Origin of the sequence: Chondromyces apiculatus DSM 436 (assembly GCF_000601485.1) — a bacterium.
GTDB classification, from domain to species: Bacteria; Myxococcota_A; Polyangia; order Polyangiales; family Polyangiaceae; genus Chondromyces; species Chondromyces apiculatus.
In genome coordinates this window covers 23569-38739 of the sequence record NZ_ASRX01000017.1, presented here as the reverse complement: position 1 = coordinate 38739, position 15171 = coordinate 23569, and the positions used below count along the sequence as shown (strand labels likewise).

The window sequence follows — 15171 nt, the reverse complement described above, 5'->3', positions numbered from 1 at the left end:
CAGGACTAACGGAAGGACGTCGCCGGATCCAGTTTGGGCCAACTGGCAAGAACCGGTGCGGGTGACGTGACGCGGGCGCGCTCCCGTCGCTCGGGAGGTCGACGCCCGAGGGATATGATCACTCCACGTCGACGTCGAACTTGATGCGCTTCGTGTACTGCTGGCAGCTCTCCTCGCCCTTGCAGGTCGCGAAGCGCAGCTCGCCCTTGATGGTCTTTGTCCCCGGCTCCTCGGCCTCGAAGGCGACCTCGAACTCGAGCGTGCTGTCGTTGAGCTTCACCGCGTCGGTCGCCGTCTGCCTCGCCTTGGTGACGGCCACTCCCTCGGGCGGGCTGACCGTGAGCCGGGTCGGGTACTTCTTGTTGATGTGCGTGTCGCCCCGGGAAGTGACCTTCACCGTCGCCACGGATTTCGCGTTCGCCTTCGCGGTCGGCGCGCTGATGGAGAGCGTGTAGTAGCTCTCCGCGGGCGCGGTTCCGGTTCCCACGAAGCTGGTGACGAGCAGCGCGGCGAGAGCGACGGTCTTCTTCAGCATGGCGATCGTGTCCTTTCCGGCTCGACACTCCGCCTTCGCACGCTCCGTGCCACAGCCGGAGGGGAGAGAAAGCCGCGAAAACTCCGGGGATTTCTCGCGTCCCCTCGGTCTATGGACCCCGAGAGGTGGATCTTTGTTCCCCCAGGGGTGGTCCATGATCCCGTACCCCGCCTCCCGGGCGGCGCGCTCAGGGATGGGGGCTCGCCAAGGCGCCGTCGGAGACAAGGAGCCCTTCCTCGAAGGGATCGATGCCATCGAGCTTGCCGCTCAGCGTGCCGAAGGGCGCGATGGCCTGGGTAGCGATGTCGACCCGGAGCAGGGGCCCTGGCGTCGGCGTGGTGAAGTCGGTCTCACCTGCATCGAGCCTCGCACGCGCTGAAGACAGGCCGAGATGAGTTTGCTTCACGAGATCCATCCAGCGCGTTCATGGCCTGAACGTTCCGAACAGGAGAGCGTCGCGTCAGCCGCGCGGTGATCACCAGTGTGTCACCGGAGAGGCCTCTCGCCGCGGCGCGCCCCGTGCAGAACGCATGGCGACGCCGGGGAGGTGAGTACAGCGAACCCTGAGCACGTGCCGCGGAAGCGACCGATGGCACCGCAGGTGGCGATCGTGCACGCTTGCAAAGGCTCCGAGAGAGAACCCCATGGAGAATGACGAGCAGCTCTGGCGACACATGGGACAGTTCGAGGTGCGCGTGGATCCGCCCGATCTTTATCTCTCGCGGCTCCTCGGGAACCTGGGCGAGCAGGACGTCGAGCTGTTCTACGAGACGATGCTCGCCGCGCAGAGGGAGCATGGTCGGCTGCTCTGGATCGCCGACTGTTCACGCCTCGGCGACATCGAGCCCGCGGCCCGGCGGCTGGTCGGCAAGCGCGACTTTGGGCAGCTCTTCCGGGTGGTGATCATCCACGGCGCGAACTTCAAGCAGCGCGTGCTGGCGACGATGCTGTTCCACGCCGCCCGGCTCCTCACGCGCGACAAGAACAAGAAAGATTTCGAACTCCACTTCGTGGAAGACGAAGCCGCGGGGCTCCGCCTCGTCGACGTGCTGCGGGAGGACGAGATGCCTCCGCGCATCTCGGAGGTGCGGCCCATCCTGCGCGCGTCGCCACGGTCCCAGCGCCGTGGTACGCGCGCGGTGTCGTGATCCAGGTCCTTCTCGGTCTCCTCCGCAGCCCTCGCGTCACCCTCGCCCGGATCGCTCAGCGGGCGACGCCCCATGACGGGCTCGTGGCCATCCTGGTGCTCGGCGCTCTGTACGCCACGTTCGCGCTCCTACTCCACGCGGGAGGGCACGCGCCCTCGGTCACGCTCGTCCCCATCCCTCGCGCGCAGTACTACCTCTGGCAAGCGCTCTTCGTGGCGCCCCTCTTCGTGGCGCTCTGGCTCCTCTTCGGCCTCGTCTGCCATGGCCTGTGCCGACTCTCCGGAGGTCGCGGTCCCGTCGGCGCCACCCTCGCGGTGATCGGCGTCGGGTACGCGACGCCCGTCGCGCTCCTGTTCGTGGTGCCGGACCTGACGGTGTTCCTGGTGGCAGGCCACAGCGCGCTCGCCTCCGCGATGCGCTTCTACGCGCCGCTGGCCGTGCTTGGGTGCCTCGCGCTCTGTGCCCTTGGCTTGCGGGCAGCGCACGGGGTCGGGCCCCTGCGCTCGGCGCTCATCGCGCTCGCAGGGTTCGTGGTGCAGGGGGCGGCGGGGGGGATCTTGCTCCGCTGAGGCGCGGAAGCTCCGGGTCGGCCAGCGCCGTCGGTCGGCCTCCCGCGACGTCACGTGACGGGTGACGCCGGGGGTCTCCGAGGTGCGGGGCGAAGGCCGCTCAGCGGCGGTAGGTCTGCCAGGAGGTGAGCATGCGCTCGGCCTGCCCCGGCGTGAACTCGCTCAGGCAGTCGTCGTCCGAGTAGTCCATGAAGTTGTGAATGGGATCCATGCCTGCGGCGCTGCAGGTATCGCGGCTCTCCGTGCAGTCGAAGTCGGGCGATCCTTCCTGCGGCGTGTCCTTCACGTAGTCGTTGTACTTGTCACAGCCGTCCTGGAACGTGTGATAGAGGTGCAGCCAGTGGCCCACCTCGTGCGTGGCCGTGTCGCCCAGGTTGTAGGGCGACGCGGAGCCTCCGGGCAGCGAGGAGTGGAGCAGCACCACACCGTCGTCGAGCGGGTAGTCCTCGTACCAGTCGGGGAAGGTCGCCCAGCCGAGGAGGCCGCCGAGCAGGTTCGCGGTGTAGATGTTGAGGGTCTCCGGGCCGCCCACCCGCAGCGCCTCCTTGGCCTCGATCTCCTCCAGGGAGCCGGAGCCCATGTTGAACCAGTCGGCGTTGGTGACCCGCTGCACGGAGAGCAGTTCGAAGCGGAACTTCGTGGCAGCGCCTCCGGTGTCGCCCGCGTAGGCCTCGTTGAGCACATCCATCTGGTCGGTGATCATCTGCTCGGTCACGTTGCCGTTGCCGGTGCCGGGACCTTTGTTGATCACGTGCCACGCCACGGGGATGGTGATGATGGCCGGGGGCGCCGCGCTGGCGAGGGTCCGCGTCTCGTCGAGACGCTTCTCGGTGTGGGCTGCCTCCGCGCGCGTCGGCGTCCTGGTTCCGCACGCGCGCGCCGCCGGCGTCGCTGCGGCTGAGGGGTCGACGGAGACGCCTGCCTGGAGGTCGTCGCCGTCGACGTCTGCAGCCTGCTCGGGCCTCGCGGCACCCGGCTCGGTGGCGCCGTGCTCGTCGGCGCTGCCAGGGAGCGCCTCATCACCGTCGAGGTCCGTGGCAGGCTGCCCGTTCACGCCCGCACCCTCGGGAGCCTCCTCCTCCGCGCAGCCACCCGCGGTGAGCGGTATGGCTGCGACGAGGGTCAAGGCCAGCGCGCTCGCGTATCCCCAGCGTCGATTCGTCGGCATGTGCTGCTTCCCTTCGTCTCGTGCGTGGCCCGTGGAACGTCAGCGGAACGTTAGCGGAACGTTAGCGCACCGTGAGCGCCAGCCGGTAGGAGAACGACTCCGCCGACGTGGACGCGAACGCCGAGGCGCGGACCCGGAGGTAGTACGTCCCAGCGTCGAGCCCGTGCGCGCCACCGTCCCGCGGCGCCGAGCCGGTGCCGTCCAGCGTGGAGCACAGCCCACGGCCGTCGTCGTCGTCGTCCGCGAGCTGGACCCCGTCTGCGTCGAAGAGGGTGATCCGGCTATCCACTTCACCCGACTCGCAGGAGTCGCCGGTGCCCTCCAGGATCTCCGCCCTCACCGACTGCCCCGCGCCCACCTGGATCGCGAAGAAGTCGCTGTCCTGATAGGTCGGGTGCTCTCCGAGAAGGACCACGTCGGTCCCGCTCAGCACGTCCGCGGTGGCGATGGTGTTGTTGGACTCGGTCTCGCCGGGCGCGGCCGTCTGGGTGCGGACCTCGAGCAGGTAGAACGGGATCGGTGCGTTGTTGCCCCGGTCCTCGACCTGCACGTAGTGCGTCCCCGCCGGGAGCCGCACCACCAGCGCCGAGCAGCCGGAGATGCCGCTCGCCATGTCGTCGGTCGCCACCTCGTCGGTCGCGATCACGGTGCCCTGGTCATCGAGCACGCGCAGGGTCGTCTCGATGCCGCCCTGGCAGTCGCCTGCGGTGCTGTCGAGCACCTCGAAGCGAACCACCCTCTCGGTCGGCAGGTCGACGACGAACACGTCCTGGTCACCGATGCTGCCGATGGCGCCGGTGATCTGGGCGTCACCCGTGATCTGCACGGAGGCGAGGTCCGCCTCGGCCGGGCTGTCGTTTGGCTCCACCTCCGCGACCAGCCCCTCGATGGTGCAGGTGGCGCTGCAGCCGTCGCCGGCGGTGGTGTTGCCGTCGTCGCAGCCCTCGGGGAAGTCCACGTAGCCGTCACCGCAGGCCGCGACCCGCTCGCAGGTCGCAGTGCAGCCAGCGCCACCGTCGCACTCCTCGGTGCCCTCCACCTGGCCGTCGCCGCAGCTCGCCTCGAGCGTGACCTGCAGCGTGTAGCCGGGGATCAGGTACTCCTGGTTGTAGCTCTGGACCCGCACGTAGTAGGTCCCCGGCGGCAGGTGCGCGAGCGCCGCGTTTCCCGAGGCGTTGAGGAGCGAGCAGGTGGAGATGCCGCCGTCGTCGTCCTCGGCGAGCACCGTGGCGCCGTCGGTGCCGAGCACCTCCACGAAGGTGTCGGTCGCGTCGCAGGCCCCGGGCCCCGTAGGTCCGAAGGTCTCGACGCGAAGATCGGAGACCGTCGTCAGCGTGACCGCGAAGACGTCGAGATCGGACTCAGGGCTGATCGACCCGGAGGTCAGCCCACCGAGGGCGATCGGGCCGTTGGTGTCGGCGTCGGTCGCGGTGTCGTTGGGCTCCTCCTCCGCGGTGGCTTCGAGCACGCAGGTGGCGCTGCAGCCGTCGCCGGCCGTGGTGTTGCCGTCGTCGCAGGTCTCGGGAGCGTCGATGTGGCCGTCGCCGCAGGTGGGGACGCGCTGGCAGAAGGTGTCGCAGGCCGCGCCGCCGTCGCACTCCTCGGTGCCTTCCACCTGGCCGTCGCCGCAGAGCGCCGCGAAGCGCACCTGCAGGCTGTACGCGTCGATGGGGTCGCCGAAGTACTCGTTGACCCGCACGAAGTAGGTGCCGGGCGGGAGCTGGATGGCGCCGGGGCCCTCGATCAGCGAGCAGCTATTGATGCCCTCCTCGTCGCTGTACGCGAGGAGCGTGGTCCCGTCCGGCGCGATGAGCTGCAGTTCCGTGTCGACGCCCTCGCAGGAGCCGGGGCCGTTGCCGTCGAAGGTCTCGACGACCAGATCGGCGACGCTCGGGACCTCGATGGCGTAGTAGTCTTCGTCGCCTGCCGGATCGATCGCGCCGGTGAAGATGACGTCGGGCAGGGTGGCGCCGTTCGTCGTCGCCTCCGCGGTGGTGTCGTTCGGCTCCACCTCGGAGACGAGCCCCTCCAGCGCGCAGGTGGCGCTGCAGCCGTCACCGTCTGTGGTGTTGCCGTCGTCGCACATCTCGCCGCCGTTCACGATCCCGTCGCCGCACACGGGCGTGCGGGTGCAGTCCGCGTTGCAGCCGGGCCCGCCGTCGCACTCCTCCGAGAGCTGCCGGACGCCGTCACCGCACAGCGCGGCGAGGCGGACCACCACGTTGTAGCCGGGGATGGTCGCGTCGTTCTGGAACTCGCGGACGCGCAGATAGTAGGTGCCCGCGGCGAGGCGGGACAGGCCCGCGTTGATCGTCGGGTCGAGCTTCGAGCAGGCGAGGATGCCGCTGTCGTCGTCGGTCGCGATCGCGGTCGTACCGTTGGGCCTGAAGAGGGTGATCTGGGTGTCGACCGAGGCGCAGGCGCTCGTGCTCCCTGGGTCGAAGGTCTCGATGGCCAGATCGGCGATGCCGGGGAGGTCGATCGCGAAGTAGTCGACGTCGCCGATGGGGGTGATGGCGCCTGTGATCAGCGCGTTCGGGGTGATGTGCGGGTTCGTCTGCGCCTGGGTGAAGGTGTTGTTCGGCTCGACCTCGGTCGTCGCCGTCTCCAGGGAGCAGGTGGCGCTGCAGCCGTCGCCGTCGGTGGTGTTGCCGTCGTCGCAGAGTTCGTTGCCCTCGACCGTGCTGTTGCCGCAGGTGGCGAACAGCAGGGTGGTGTCGGCCACGTACCCGAAGGTGACCGGTCCCGCGTACGGCGACCTCGTGATTGCCAGGAAATACTCGCCCTCGGCGAGCCCCTCGGTCGTGATGCTCGCGCAGTAGTTCCCGCTCTCCGCGTCGATGTCGTCGTTCGTCGCGACGAGATCGCCCATCCCGTCATAGAGCATGAACGCAGGGTCGAAGTCGGGCATGCCGCACGACAGGCCGCTCAGCCCGGCGATGGTCTCGGCCGCGAACGAGCCGGTGGACCCTGCGGGCACCTCGAACCGGAAGTAATCCACGTCGTCCGTGGGGTTGATGTGGCCGCGCAGCAGCGAGCCACCAGCGACGATGGTGGTGAGCTCGTTGCCCTCCGCCTCGGTGTCGTTCGGCTCCACCTCGCACGTCGCCTCGACCTGGCAGCTCGACGAGCAGCAGTCGTTGCCGATGGAGTTGCCGTCGTCGCACGCCTCCCCCGCGTCGACCACGCCGTTGCCGCAGAACGGGTTCGTACTGCCACCGCCAGCGCCGCCATCCCCGCCGGCGCCGCCACCAGCACCGCCGACGCCACCGGCTCCGCCGACGCCAGCGCCGCCGGCGCCACCGACGCCGCCACCGGCACCGCCGACGCCAGCGCCGCCATCGCCACCGGCACCGCCGACGCCACCGCCAGCGCCGCCATCACCGCCGATGCCACCACCGGCACCGCCGACGCCACCGCCAGCACCGCCGACGCCACCACCGGCACCGCCGACGCCACCACCGGCACCGCCGACGCCACCACCGGCACCGCCAGCGCCGCCCGTGCCGCCAGCACCACCGCTACCAACGTCAGGGATCTGGGACCGATCCGCCTGAACGATGAGTTCACAACCTGTGCTGCTCGAGAGCAGCATGCCGAGTCCCAGGCACCACGTTACCCGCTTCGTCACTCTCATGCCGCAAGGCCTCCCAGGCTGTCAGTGGATGAGCGACGATTACTCTGGATCGCTTTCCTTGTACATGCCTGTCCCTGCTCAGGGCGGCGCAGGTGGGCTCTCGACCCCACCGCATCCACTGCACGCACCCAAGAGCGCGCGTCTATTTTCGCTTCCCGGTCACCTTGATTTCGCGCATCCGCGCCTTCGTCGCCGCGTACAGCGCCTCGATCTCGTCGCGCTTCCCGCGCGCATCCGCCACGTCCCAGAGGTTCTTCTGCTCCCCGGGATCGGCCGCCAGGTCGTACAGCTCGAACCGCGCCCCGTTGGAGATGGTGAGCTTCAGGTCCCCGTGGATGAGCGCCCGCCGCGCGTCGTTGTAGGGGCCCCCCGGCATGTCGACGAGCACGTCGCGCGCCTGGGCCGCCTGGCCAGGGGCAAGGAAGACGTCCGACAGGAGCGACGTGCCCGACAGGAAATCGCTCTCGCTCGGCGTGCCGCCTTCCTGGCCCGCACCCGGCGCTCCGCCAGGCGCCCCGCCTGCGCCGCCCGGCAAGGGCACGTGCATCAGGTCCAGCAGCGTCGGGGTGAGATCGACCAGGCTCCGCCGCGCGGTCACCCGCGAGGGGGGCGCAGAGGGCACGTGCACGAGGAGCGGCACCCGAACGAGTTCCTCCCACACCTCGAAGCCGTGCCGGTACATCTTGTGCTCGCCGAACGCCTCGCCGTGATCGCTGGTGACGACGACCGCCGTCTTTGCTCCCCACGGCGCCGCCTTCACGAAGTCGAGCAGCCGGCCGATGTGCTTGTCGGTGAACGCCACCTCCCCGTCGTAGAGGTCGCGCTGCGTCTTGCCGAACGAGGGGACATCCTCGTGCCGCAGGTAGTCGGCGTGCGGGTCGAGGTAGTGCACCCACAGGAAGAACCGCTTGCTTCCGTGCTCCCCGAGCAGCTTGATAGCCGCGTCAGTCAGCCCGGGGCTCGACGCGGTGTTGTCCACCGCCCAGTCGGCTTCCTTTGGCGGCGCCGCGCTCATGTCGACCACGTCGAAGCCCCGGTCGAGGCCCCCGAAATCCCCGAAGTACCGGTGCCCGTGGACGCCCATCGTGTACACCCCGGCGCGCTTCAGGCGCTCGGCCACGAAGGTGTCTTCCTCGCTGAACTTGTTGAAGTGGCCCCAGTTCCGGTGCGTCTCGCTCCCGTACTTGCCGATAAGCATCGGCCCGATGCTCTTGCCCGTGTACGACGCCAGCGCGTACGCCTTGTCGAAGATGGTCGAGCGCGCGGCGAGCGCGTCGAGGTTCGGCGAGAGCGGGTGGGGGTTGCCGGCGTAGCCGAGGTCCCAGCGCAGGGTGTCGATGGTGATCAGCACCAGGTTGAGGTCCGCCGGTACCTTCGTCGCCGTGTCCGCCGCCGCCGTGGGCGCATGGGACGTGGGCGCGGGCGCGAGGTCCTTCACGGCCTGCGAGGTCAGATCGCTCCCCGAGCAGTCCTCGTCGATGCCGTTGTCCAGGATCTCGTCCGCGAGTGGGCTGATCTTCGCGTTCCGGTCGTCGCAGTCCCCGCCGCCGAACCAGGCCCCCGCGCCGTCGCCGTCGCGATCGCTCAGGCGCCGCAGCGCCGCGAGCGCCTTGCCGCCGAGGGGCGCGCTCCGCTCCAGCGCCTGGCTCAGGGCGGCCTCGGCGTTGAGGGCACCGGCTGCCCTGACCGTGAGCGCGAGCGGAAGCACGGCGAGCCCGAGGGCCAGGACGCCCCGCAGCGAGCGCAGCGCGGCCGGCGCGAAGAACCCGCCCAGCACCATCAGCATCAGGATCGCCGGCGCCCGCAGGTCGAGCTCGGGCCGCCGCAGCACCCCGTAGATGCCGAGCAGGCCGTCCTCGCCCGAGAGCCCTCCGGAGGCGATCCCCATCCCGAACAGCGTGCCCGTCACGACGAGCGCCGCCGCTCCGGTGACCGCCGGGTCCACGACGGGGCGCGCGTACTCGCTCATCATCGCGAGCAGGTGCCGGAGCGAGGGGGTCAGCGCCAGCACGGCGAGGGCCGCCACGATCCCGAGCCCCAGCGACCCCGCCGCGACGGCCGTGCCGGTCAGCGCCGCCGGCGCGTCGAGGCCGAGCAGCGCCCGCGCGAGGTGCGCCGAGAGGGTCATCCAGGCGAAGCCAGCGAGGATCACCAGCGGCACGAAGGCCGCGATGTCGGCCGGCCGCCCCACCGCCCGGCGCCGCAGTGCATCCATCAGGGTGAACGGCGAGGGCGGTTCCGCAGGGTCGGTGACGATCGCCCCGAGGCCGACGAGGGCGCCCACCACGAGCGCCACTGGCGCGATGAGCCCTGCGTCGGCGAGCCACGCGGCGAGCTTCCCCGCGCCCTGCGCCTCGTCCGAGGCCCACCCCGCGTCGAGCAGCGCGGCCACGAGCGCGCAGATCGACGCGCCGAACACGCTCTGCGCGAAGCGCACGCCCCAGCCGCGGCGCGTGATGTCGCCAGAACTCCGTCGCTCGCGCTGGGTCACCACGGCCGATGGCGTAGCACTGGGGTGCTCGCGGGGGCAACGCCTGGCAGCGCCCTCACCCCGCCCTGCGTTGCTTCGCCAGCGGGTGGGCCTGGTCGTAGACGCGGATCAGGTGGTCGACCGACACGTGCGCGTACCGCTGGGTCGTCGACAGGCTCGCGTGCCCGAGGAGCTTCTGGATGGCGCGCAGATCCGCGCCTCCGTCGAGCAGGTGCGTCGCGCAGGTGTGGCGCAGCGCGTGCGGGTGCAGGTCGCCCCGCCCCGCCCCGAGCGCTCCGTACCGCTGCACGAGCTTCTGCACCCAGCGCGGCCCGAGCCTGACCCCGCGCCGCGACACGAACACCGCTTGCGGATCCAGCGCGCCGGTCTGCGGGTGGCGCAGCTCGTCCCGCCGCGCGAGGTACGCCCGCACCGCGGCCACCGCCTTCTGGCCGAGCGGCACGAGGCGTTCCTTGTCGCCCTTGCCGATCACCCGCAAGGTCGCCTCCCTCCCGCCGCCGGGCGCCGCGTGCCACGTCACGTTCCGCAGATCGAGCCCGCACAGCTCCGACACGCGCAGCCCCGCCCCGTAGAGCGTCTCCAGCATGGCCCTGTCGCGCAGCCCTTCCGGCGAGTCCTCGTCCGGGATCTCCATGACCTCCGCCGCCGCGTCCACGTTCAGGAACGTGGGCATGGGTCGCCGCACCTTCGGGAGCTGGAGGGCGGTCGCCGCGTTCTTCGTCACCTCGCCGAGCCGCTCCAGGTACTTGAGGAGCGCCCGCACCGCCGCGATCTTGCGCGCAATCGACGCTGGCGCATGCGTCCGTGCCAGGGTGCCGAGCCAGCTTCGGAGGAGCAACACGTCCACGTCGGCGGGCGTGGGCGCCTCCGCGCGCTCTTTCACCCGCTCCCGCGCGAACCCCCGCTCCCGCGCGAACCGCGCGAGCTGCTCCAGATCCCGCCGGTAGGCGGCCACGGTGTTGGGCGACGCGCGCTTCTCCCCCTGGAGGTGCGCGAGGAACCTGGCGATGGCACCTTCCAGGCTGCCTCGCGCTGCAGGCGGCGGCGCGTCTTCGACGGTCTTCTCGCCGGCCTCGCCGGCCCCTCCGCTCCCCTGGATCCCCTGGGCCTCCTCTGGCCGCCGTCGCTCGCGCCTGGTTCGCACCTCCCACCCCTACCACCCCCACCCGCTCCGGGCCAAAGCCGCGGGCGCATGGATCAGCGCCTCTTCTCCAGCCCCGCCCTCCCCCCGACCTCGCGCCCGTCGAGCCGCGCGCCGATCTCGATCCCCGCCGCCACCACGAGCTTGCGGTTCCGCGCCTGGTGCACCTGGAAAGGCTCCGAGGGCAGGTGTAGCGACACTGCCGCGAGCGGGCGCCCCTCCAGGTCGACCACGGCGCTCGCCAGGGTGCTCACCCCGTCGACCAGCTCGTCGATCGACGCCGCCCAGCCCCGCGCGCGGATGCTCGCCAGCTCGCGCCGCAGCCGCATCGGATCGGTCACCGTCTGCCGGGTCAGCATTTCCAGCCCCTCGCCGAGGTAGGCCTCCAGGTCCTCCTCCGGCAGCCGCGCCAGGATCACCTTCCCGTCCGCGCGCACGTGCAGGGGCGCCCTCAGCCCCGGAGGCAGGAAGAGCCACTCCGTCGCCGCGGTGGCCACCCGCTCGATCAGGACCCCCTCCCGCCCCTCCGGCACGATCAGCTCGACAGGAGCGCCCGTCGCATCACGCAGCCGCTCCAGCACCGGCAGCGCCGCTGTCCGGAGGTGCCGGCTGTTGCCCACCCGGCGCCCGATGCCGAACGACTTGGAGGTGATCACCCAGCGCGTGGGACCTGCCGTCACCTCGGGTCGGATCCACCCGGCCTCGCCCAGCGTGACGAGGCAGCGCTGCACCGTCGACTTCGACATGCCGAGGCGCCGGGAGATCTCACTCACCCCGATGGGTTGTTGCATGGCGACGACCTCGAATACCTGGAGCGCCACGGTCACGCTGCGGAGCACCACCTCCCCATCAAGCGATGACGTGCGCGTCCCGTCAACCAGCGCATCGCGGCTGGATCCCGCCGGCTGTGCCGCCAGGCGGCACGAACCACGGCTTCGCGTTGATCCTACCCCGGGCGGCATTACCGTCCTCCGTGCGCCACAGGCGCACCACAGACCCTGCCGCTCACCAAGCCCGGACGCACGTCCATCGCCTGCACCTGCCCCCGGCGGTGCAGGTGGAAGCGCGCGCTCAGGCTCCGAGCGCGACGAGAGGAGCAACCCGTGAATCACCCCTCCGACCCCCGCGCGACCCCCGCGACCCACGCAGCCCATACCAACGGCACCCCGCGCGCCCCCCGAGCCCCCCGAGCCCCCGAGGCCATTCCCCAGCCGCCCGTCCGCCCCTTCGTGGGCAACATGGCCGAGCTGTCGACCGAGACCCCGCTGCAGAGCATGATCGACATCGGGCGCAGGCTCGGACCGATCTATCGCCTGGCATTCCCGGGTGGCCACACGGTGCTCGTCCTCAGCGGCCACGACCTCGTCGCCGATGTGTGCGACGAGGCGCGGTTCGACAAGAACATCGGCGGCGTCATCGAGCAGCTCCGCGCCGTCGGTGGCGATGGCCTCTTCACCGCCCATACCCACGAGCCGCAGTGGGGCAAGGCCCACCGGGTGCTCATGCCCGCCTTCGGCCCGGGGGCGATGCGCAATTACTTCGACGACATGCTCGACGTCGCCGACCAGATGCTCACGAAATGGGAGCGCCTCGGTCCCGACACCATTCACGACGTCGCCGACACCATGACCCGCCTCACCCTCGACACCATTGCGCTGTGCGGGTTCAACTACCGCTTCAACTCGTTCTACCAGAAGGAGATGCACCCCTTCGTCGACGCCATGATCGGTGCGCTGACGGAGGCCGGCCTGCGCGCGCAGCGCTTGCCCATCCAGAACCGGCTCATGCTCCTCACGAGGCACAGGTTCGACGGCCACATGGACCTCATGCACGGCATCACCCGCGACCTCATCGCGAAGCGGCGCCGCGAGGATCGCGGGGAGCCCCAGAGCGCTCCGAGGGACCTGCTCAGCCTCATGCTGAATGCGAAGGACCCCCTCACCGGCGAGGGGCTCGACGACGTCAACATCCGCAATCAGCTCGTCACTTTCCTCATTGCCGGGCACGAGACCACGAGCGGCCTGCTCTCGTTCGCCATTCACCTGCTCCTCGACAACCCCGAGGCCCTTGCCCGCGCCCGCGAGGAAGCCGACCGCGTGCTCGGCACGACCGCGCCGCGCTACGAGCACCTCGCGGAGCTCGGCTACCTCGACCAGGTCCTCCGCGAGACCCTGCGCCTCTACCCCACCGCGCCCGCCTTCAGCGTGCACGCCCGCGAGGACACGGTGCTCGCGGGCCGCTACCCCGTGCGCACCACCGACCCCCTCACCGTGCTCCTGCCGCTCCTGCACCGCGACCCTGCGGTCTGGAAGGATCCCGAGCGCTTCGACCCCGAGCGCTTCGCCCCCGGCGCGCGCGAAGCCATCCCCACCCACGCCTGGAAGCCCTTCGGCAATGGCCAGCGCGCCTGTATTGGCCGGACCTTTGCCTTCCAGGAAGCGACCCTGGTGCTCGCCATGCTCCTCCAGCGCTTCGAGCTGGAGCGGCCCGGGCGCTACACGCTCAAGGTCAAGGAGACGCTCACCCTCAAACCCCAGGGCCTCACCGTCCGCGCCCGGCTGCGCAAGCCCATCTCCCGCACCGTCTCCCGTCCTGCGGAAGGCCCCGCCGCCCGCCCCGGCGTGACCCGCGTGTCCGGCGTGACCGGCGCATCCAGCGCATCTGGCGCAGCCAGCGGGCCCGCCCGCGTGCCTTCTCATGGCACCCCGCTCCTCGTGCTGTACGGCTCGAACTCCGGCGCCTCGGAGGCCTTCGCCCGCCGCATTGCCAGCGATGGCAGCGCGCGCGGCTACGCGACGCGGGTCGCGACGCTCGACGAGGGCACCGCGAGCCTCCCTACCGAGGGCGCCGTCGCCGTCGTCAGCGCCTCCTACAACGGCCAGCCGCCGGACAACGCGCGCCGGTTCCTCGCCTGGCTCATGGAGGCTGTCGAGGGGTCGCTCTCCGGCGTCCGCTACACCGTGTTCGGCTGCGGCAACCGCGACTGGGCGAGCACGTACCAACAGGTCCCCAGGCAGATCGACGAGCACCTCACCCGCGCCGGCGCCGAGGCCATCCTTCCTCGCGGCGAGGGGGACGCGCGCGCCGACTTCTTCGGCGACTTCGAGCACTGGTACGCCCCTTTCTGGGGCGCGCTCGGCGAGGCGTTCGGCACCGGCGAGGACGAGGTCTCCACGACCCCGCTCTATGCCGTGGAGATCGTCTCTCCAGCCGGCGCCGACCTCGTGGCGCAGAACCGCCTCGCCCTCGCCACCATCACCGAGAACCGCGAGCTGGTCGACATGACCTCGCCCTTCGGCCGCTCCAAGCGCCACCTCGAGATTGCGCTGCCCGAAGGCGTCACCTACGCCGCGGGAGACTACCTCGCCATCCTCCCCGAGAACCCCCCCGACCTCGTCGCCCGCGCCGCCCGCCGCTTCGGGATCAAGCCCGACGCCGCGGTCGTCCTCCGCTCGACCCGCGGCGCCATGGCCGCCTCGCTCCCCACCGAGCGCCCCGTGTCCATCCAGGAGCTGCTCGGCCGCCACGTGGAGCTGTCCACGCCTGCGACCCGCAAGGACCTCGCGCGCCTCGCCGCGCAGAACCCTTGCCCACCGCACCGCGCCCACCTCGCCGCCCTGGCCGCAGACCCGGCGCGCTACAGGGCCGAGATCCTCGACCGCCGCGTGAGTGTGCTCGACCTGCTCGACGCCTACCCCTCGTGCCTCCTCTCGCTCGGCGAGTTCCTGGAGCTGCTCCCCGCGATGCGCGTGCGCCAGTACTCCATCTCCTCGTCGCCGCGCGTCGATCCCACCCGATGCACGCTCACCGTCGCCGTCGTCGATGCGCCGGCGCTCTCCGGTCAAGGCCAGTTCCAGGGCACCTGTTCCAGCTACCTCGCGCGCCTCCAGCCCGGCGACGTGGTTCCCGTGGCGGTGCGCACCCCCAACGTGCCGTTCCACCCGCCCGCCACGAACGACACGCCCGTGGTCATGATCTGCGCCGGGACGGGTCTCGCGCCCTTCCGCGGCTTCCTCCAGGAGCGCGCTGCGCGCAAGGCGACGGGCGAAGCGGCGGGTGAGGCGCTCCTCCTCTTCGGATGCGATCACCCCGACGTCGATTTCCTGTACCGCGAGGAGCTGTCCCGCTGGGAGCGCGAGGGCCTCGTGACCGTGCTGCCCGCCTTCTTCCAGCAACCCGACGGCGAGGTCAGCTTCGTGCAGCACCGCGTCTGGCAGGAGCGCGCGAGGCTGCGTGCGCTCTACGAGCGGGGCGCCATCTTCTTCCTGTGCGGCGATGGACAGCGCATGGCTCCCGCGGTGAGGGCGACGCTCGCCCGCATCCACGAGGAGGCCACTGGCTGCTCGAGCGCCGAGTCCGCCCAGTGGCTCGATACCAGAGAGCGCGAGGGCCGCTACGTCCCCGATGTGTTCGCATGAACGGGTGACCTGAGCGGTGCCCGGATGACGCGACGCAGAGGTGCTCTCGCGCGACCAGGGGCTT

10 protein-coding genes are annotated in these 15171 nt (G+C 70.8%); 3 read left to right on the top strand and 7 right to left on the bottom strand.

The genetic code is table 11. From position 1 onward, the window contains the following. Positions 1-118: 118 nt before the first annotated feature. Together CAP_RS12645 and CAP_RS12640 are read right to left on the bottom strand one after the other, a co-directional pair. A complete protein-coding gene (locus tag CAP_RS12645) occupies positions 119-535 on the bottom strand; it encodes a hypothetical protein (protein WP_044240331.1) in 417 nt (138 codons plus the stop codon). A 187-nt stretch (positions 536-722) separates the two neighbouring features. Continuing rightward, complete coding sequence (locus CAP_RS12640) at positions 723-941, bottom strand: hypothetical protein (RefSeq protein WP_156040737.1); 219 nt, start codon at positions 939-941, stop codon at positions 723-725. Positions 942-1179: 238 nt separating this feature from the next. Between CAP_RS12640 and CAP_RS52230 the strand changes: the two genes are divergently transcribed. Then, positions 1180-1683, top strand: a complete 504-nt coding sequence (locus CAP_RS52230) for a hypothetical protein (RefSeq protein WP_044240326.1) — start codon at positions 1180-1182, stop codon at positions 1681-1683. Further along, positions 1680-2252, top strand: a complete 573-nt coding sequence (locus CAP_RS52225; protein ID WP_044240323.1) for a YIP1 family protein — start codon at positions 1680-1682, stop codon at positions 2250-2252. The genes CAP_RS52230 and CAP_RS52225 overlap by 4 nt, the downstream gene beginning before the upstream one ends. A gap of 100 nt (positions 2253-2352) precedes the next feature. Here the strand turns inward: CAP_RS52225 and CAP_RS53550 are convergent, their stop codons facing one another. From CAP_RS53550 to CAP_RS12605, 5 genes are all read right to left on the bottom strand, one after another. After that, positions 2353-3420, bottom strand: a complete 1068-nt coding sequence (locus tag CAP_RS53550) for a zinc metalloprotease (protein ID WP_044240321.1) — start codon at positions 3418-3420, stop codon at positions 2353-2355. Between the two features lie 61 nt (positions 3421-3481). Beyond that, entirely contained in the window at positions 3482-7015 is a 3534-nt protein-coding gene (locus CAP_RS47030; RefSeq protein WP_081864824.1) for a DVUA0089 family protein, read from the bottom strand. Positions 7016-7199: 184 nt separating this feature from the next. Continuing rightward, positions 7200-9551: a sulfatase-like hydrolase/transferase gene (locus CAP_RS12615; RefSeq protein WP_044240319.1), complete on the bottom strand. Its 2352-nt coding sequence runs from the start codon at positions 9549-9551 to the stop codon at positions 7200-7202. A gap of 52 nt (positions 9552-9603) precedes the next feature. Then, the gene (locus CAP_RS12610) at positions 9604-10692 is read right to left on the bottom strand and encodes a tyrosine recombinase XerC (RefSeq protein ID WP_231511399.1); all 1089 of its coding nucleotides are present in this window, start codon (positions 10690-10692) and stop codon (positions 9604-9606) included. A 53-nt stretch (positions 10693-10745) separates the two neighbouring features. After that, positions 10746-11528, bottom strand: a complete 783-nt coding sequence (locus CAP_RS12605) for an IclR family transcriptional regulator (protein WP_231511397.1) — start codon at positions 11526-11528, stop codon at positions 10746-10748. Positions 11529-11891: 363 nt separating this feature from the next. Between CAP_RS12605 and CAP_RS12600 the strand changes: the two genes are divergently transcribed. Further along, entirely contained in the window at positions 11892-15107 is a 3216-nt protein-coding gene (locus tag CAP_RS12600; protein ID WP_370865975.1) for a bifunctional cytochrome P450/NADPH--P450 reductase, read from the top strand. Positions 15108-15171 lie beyond the last annotated feature (64 nt).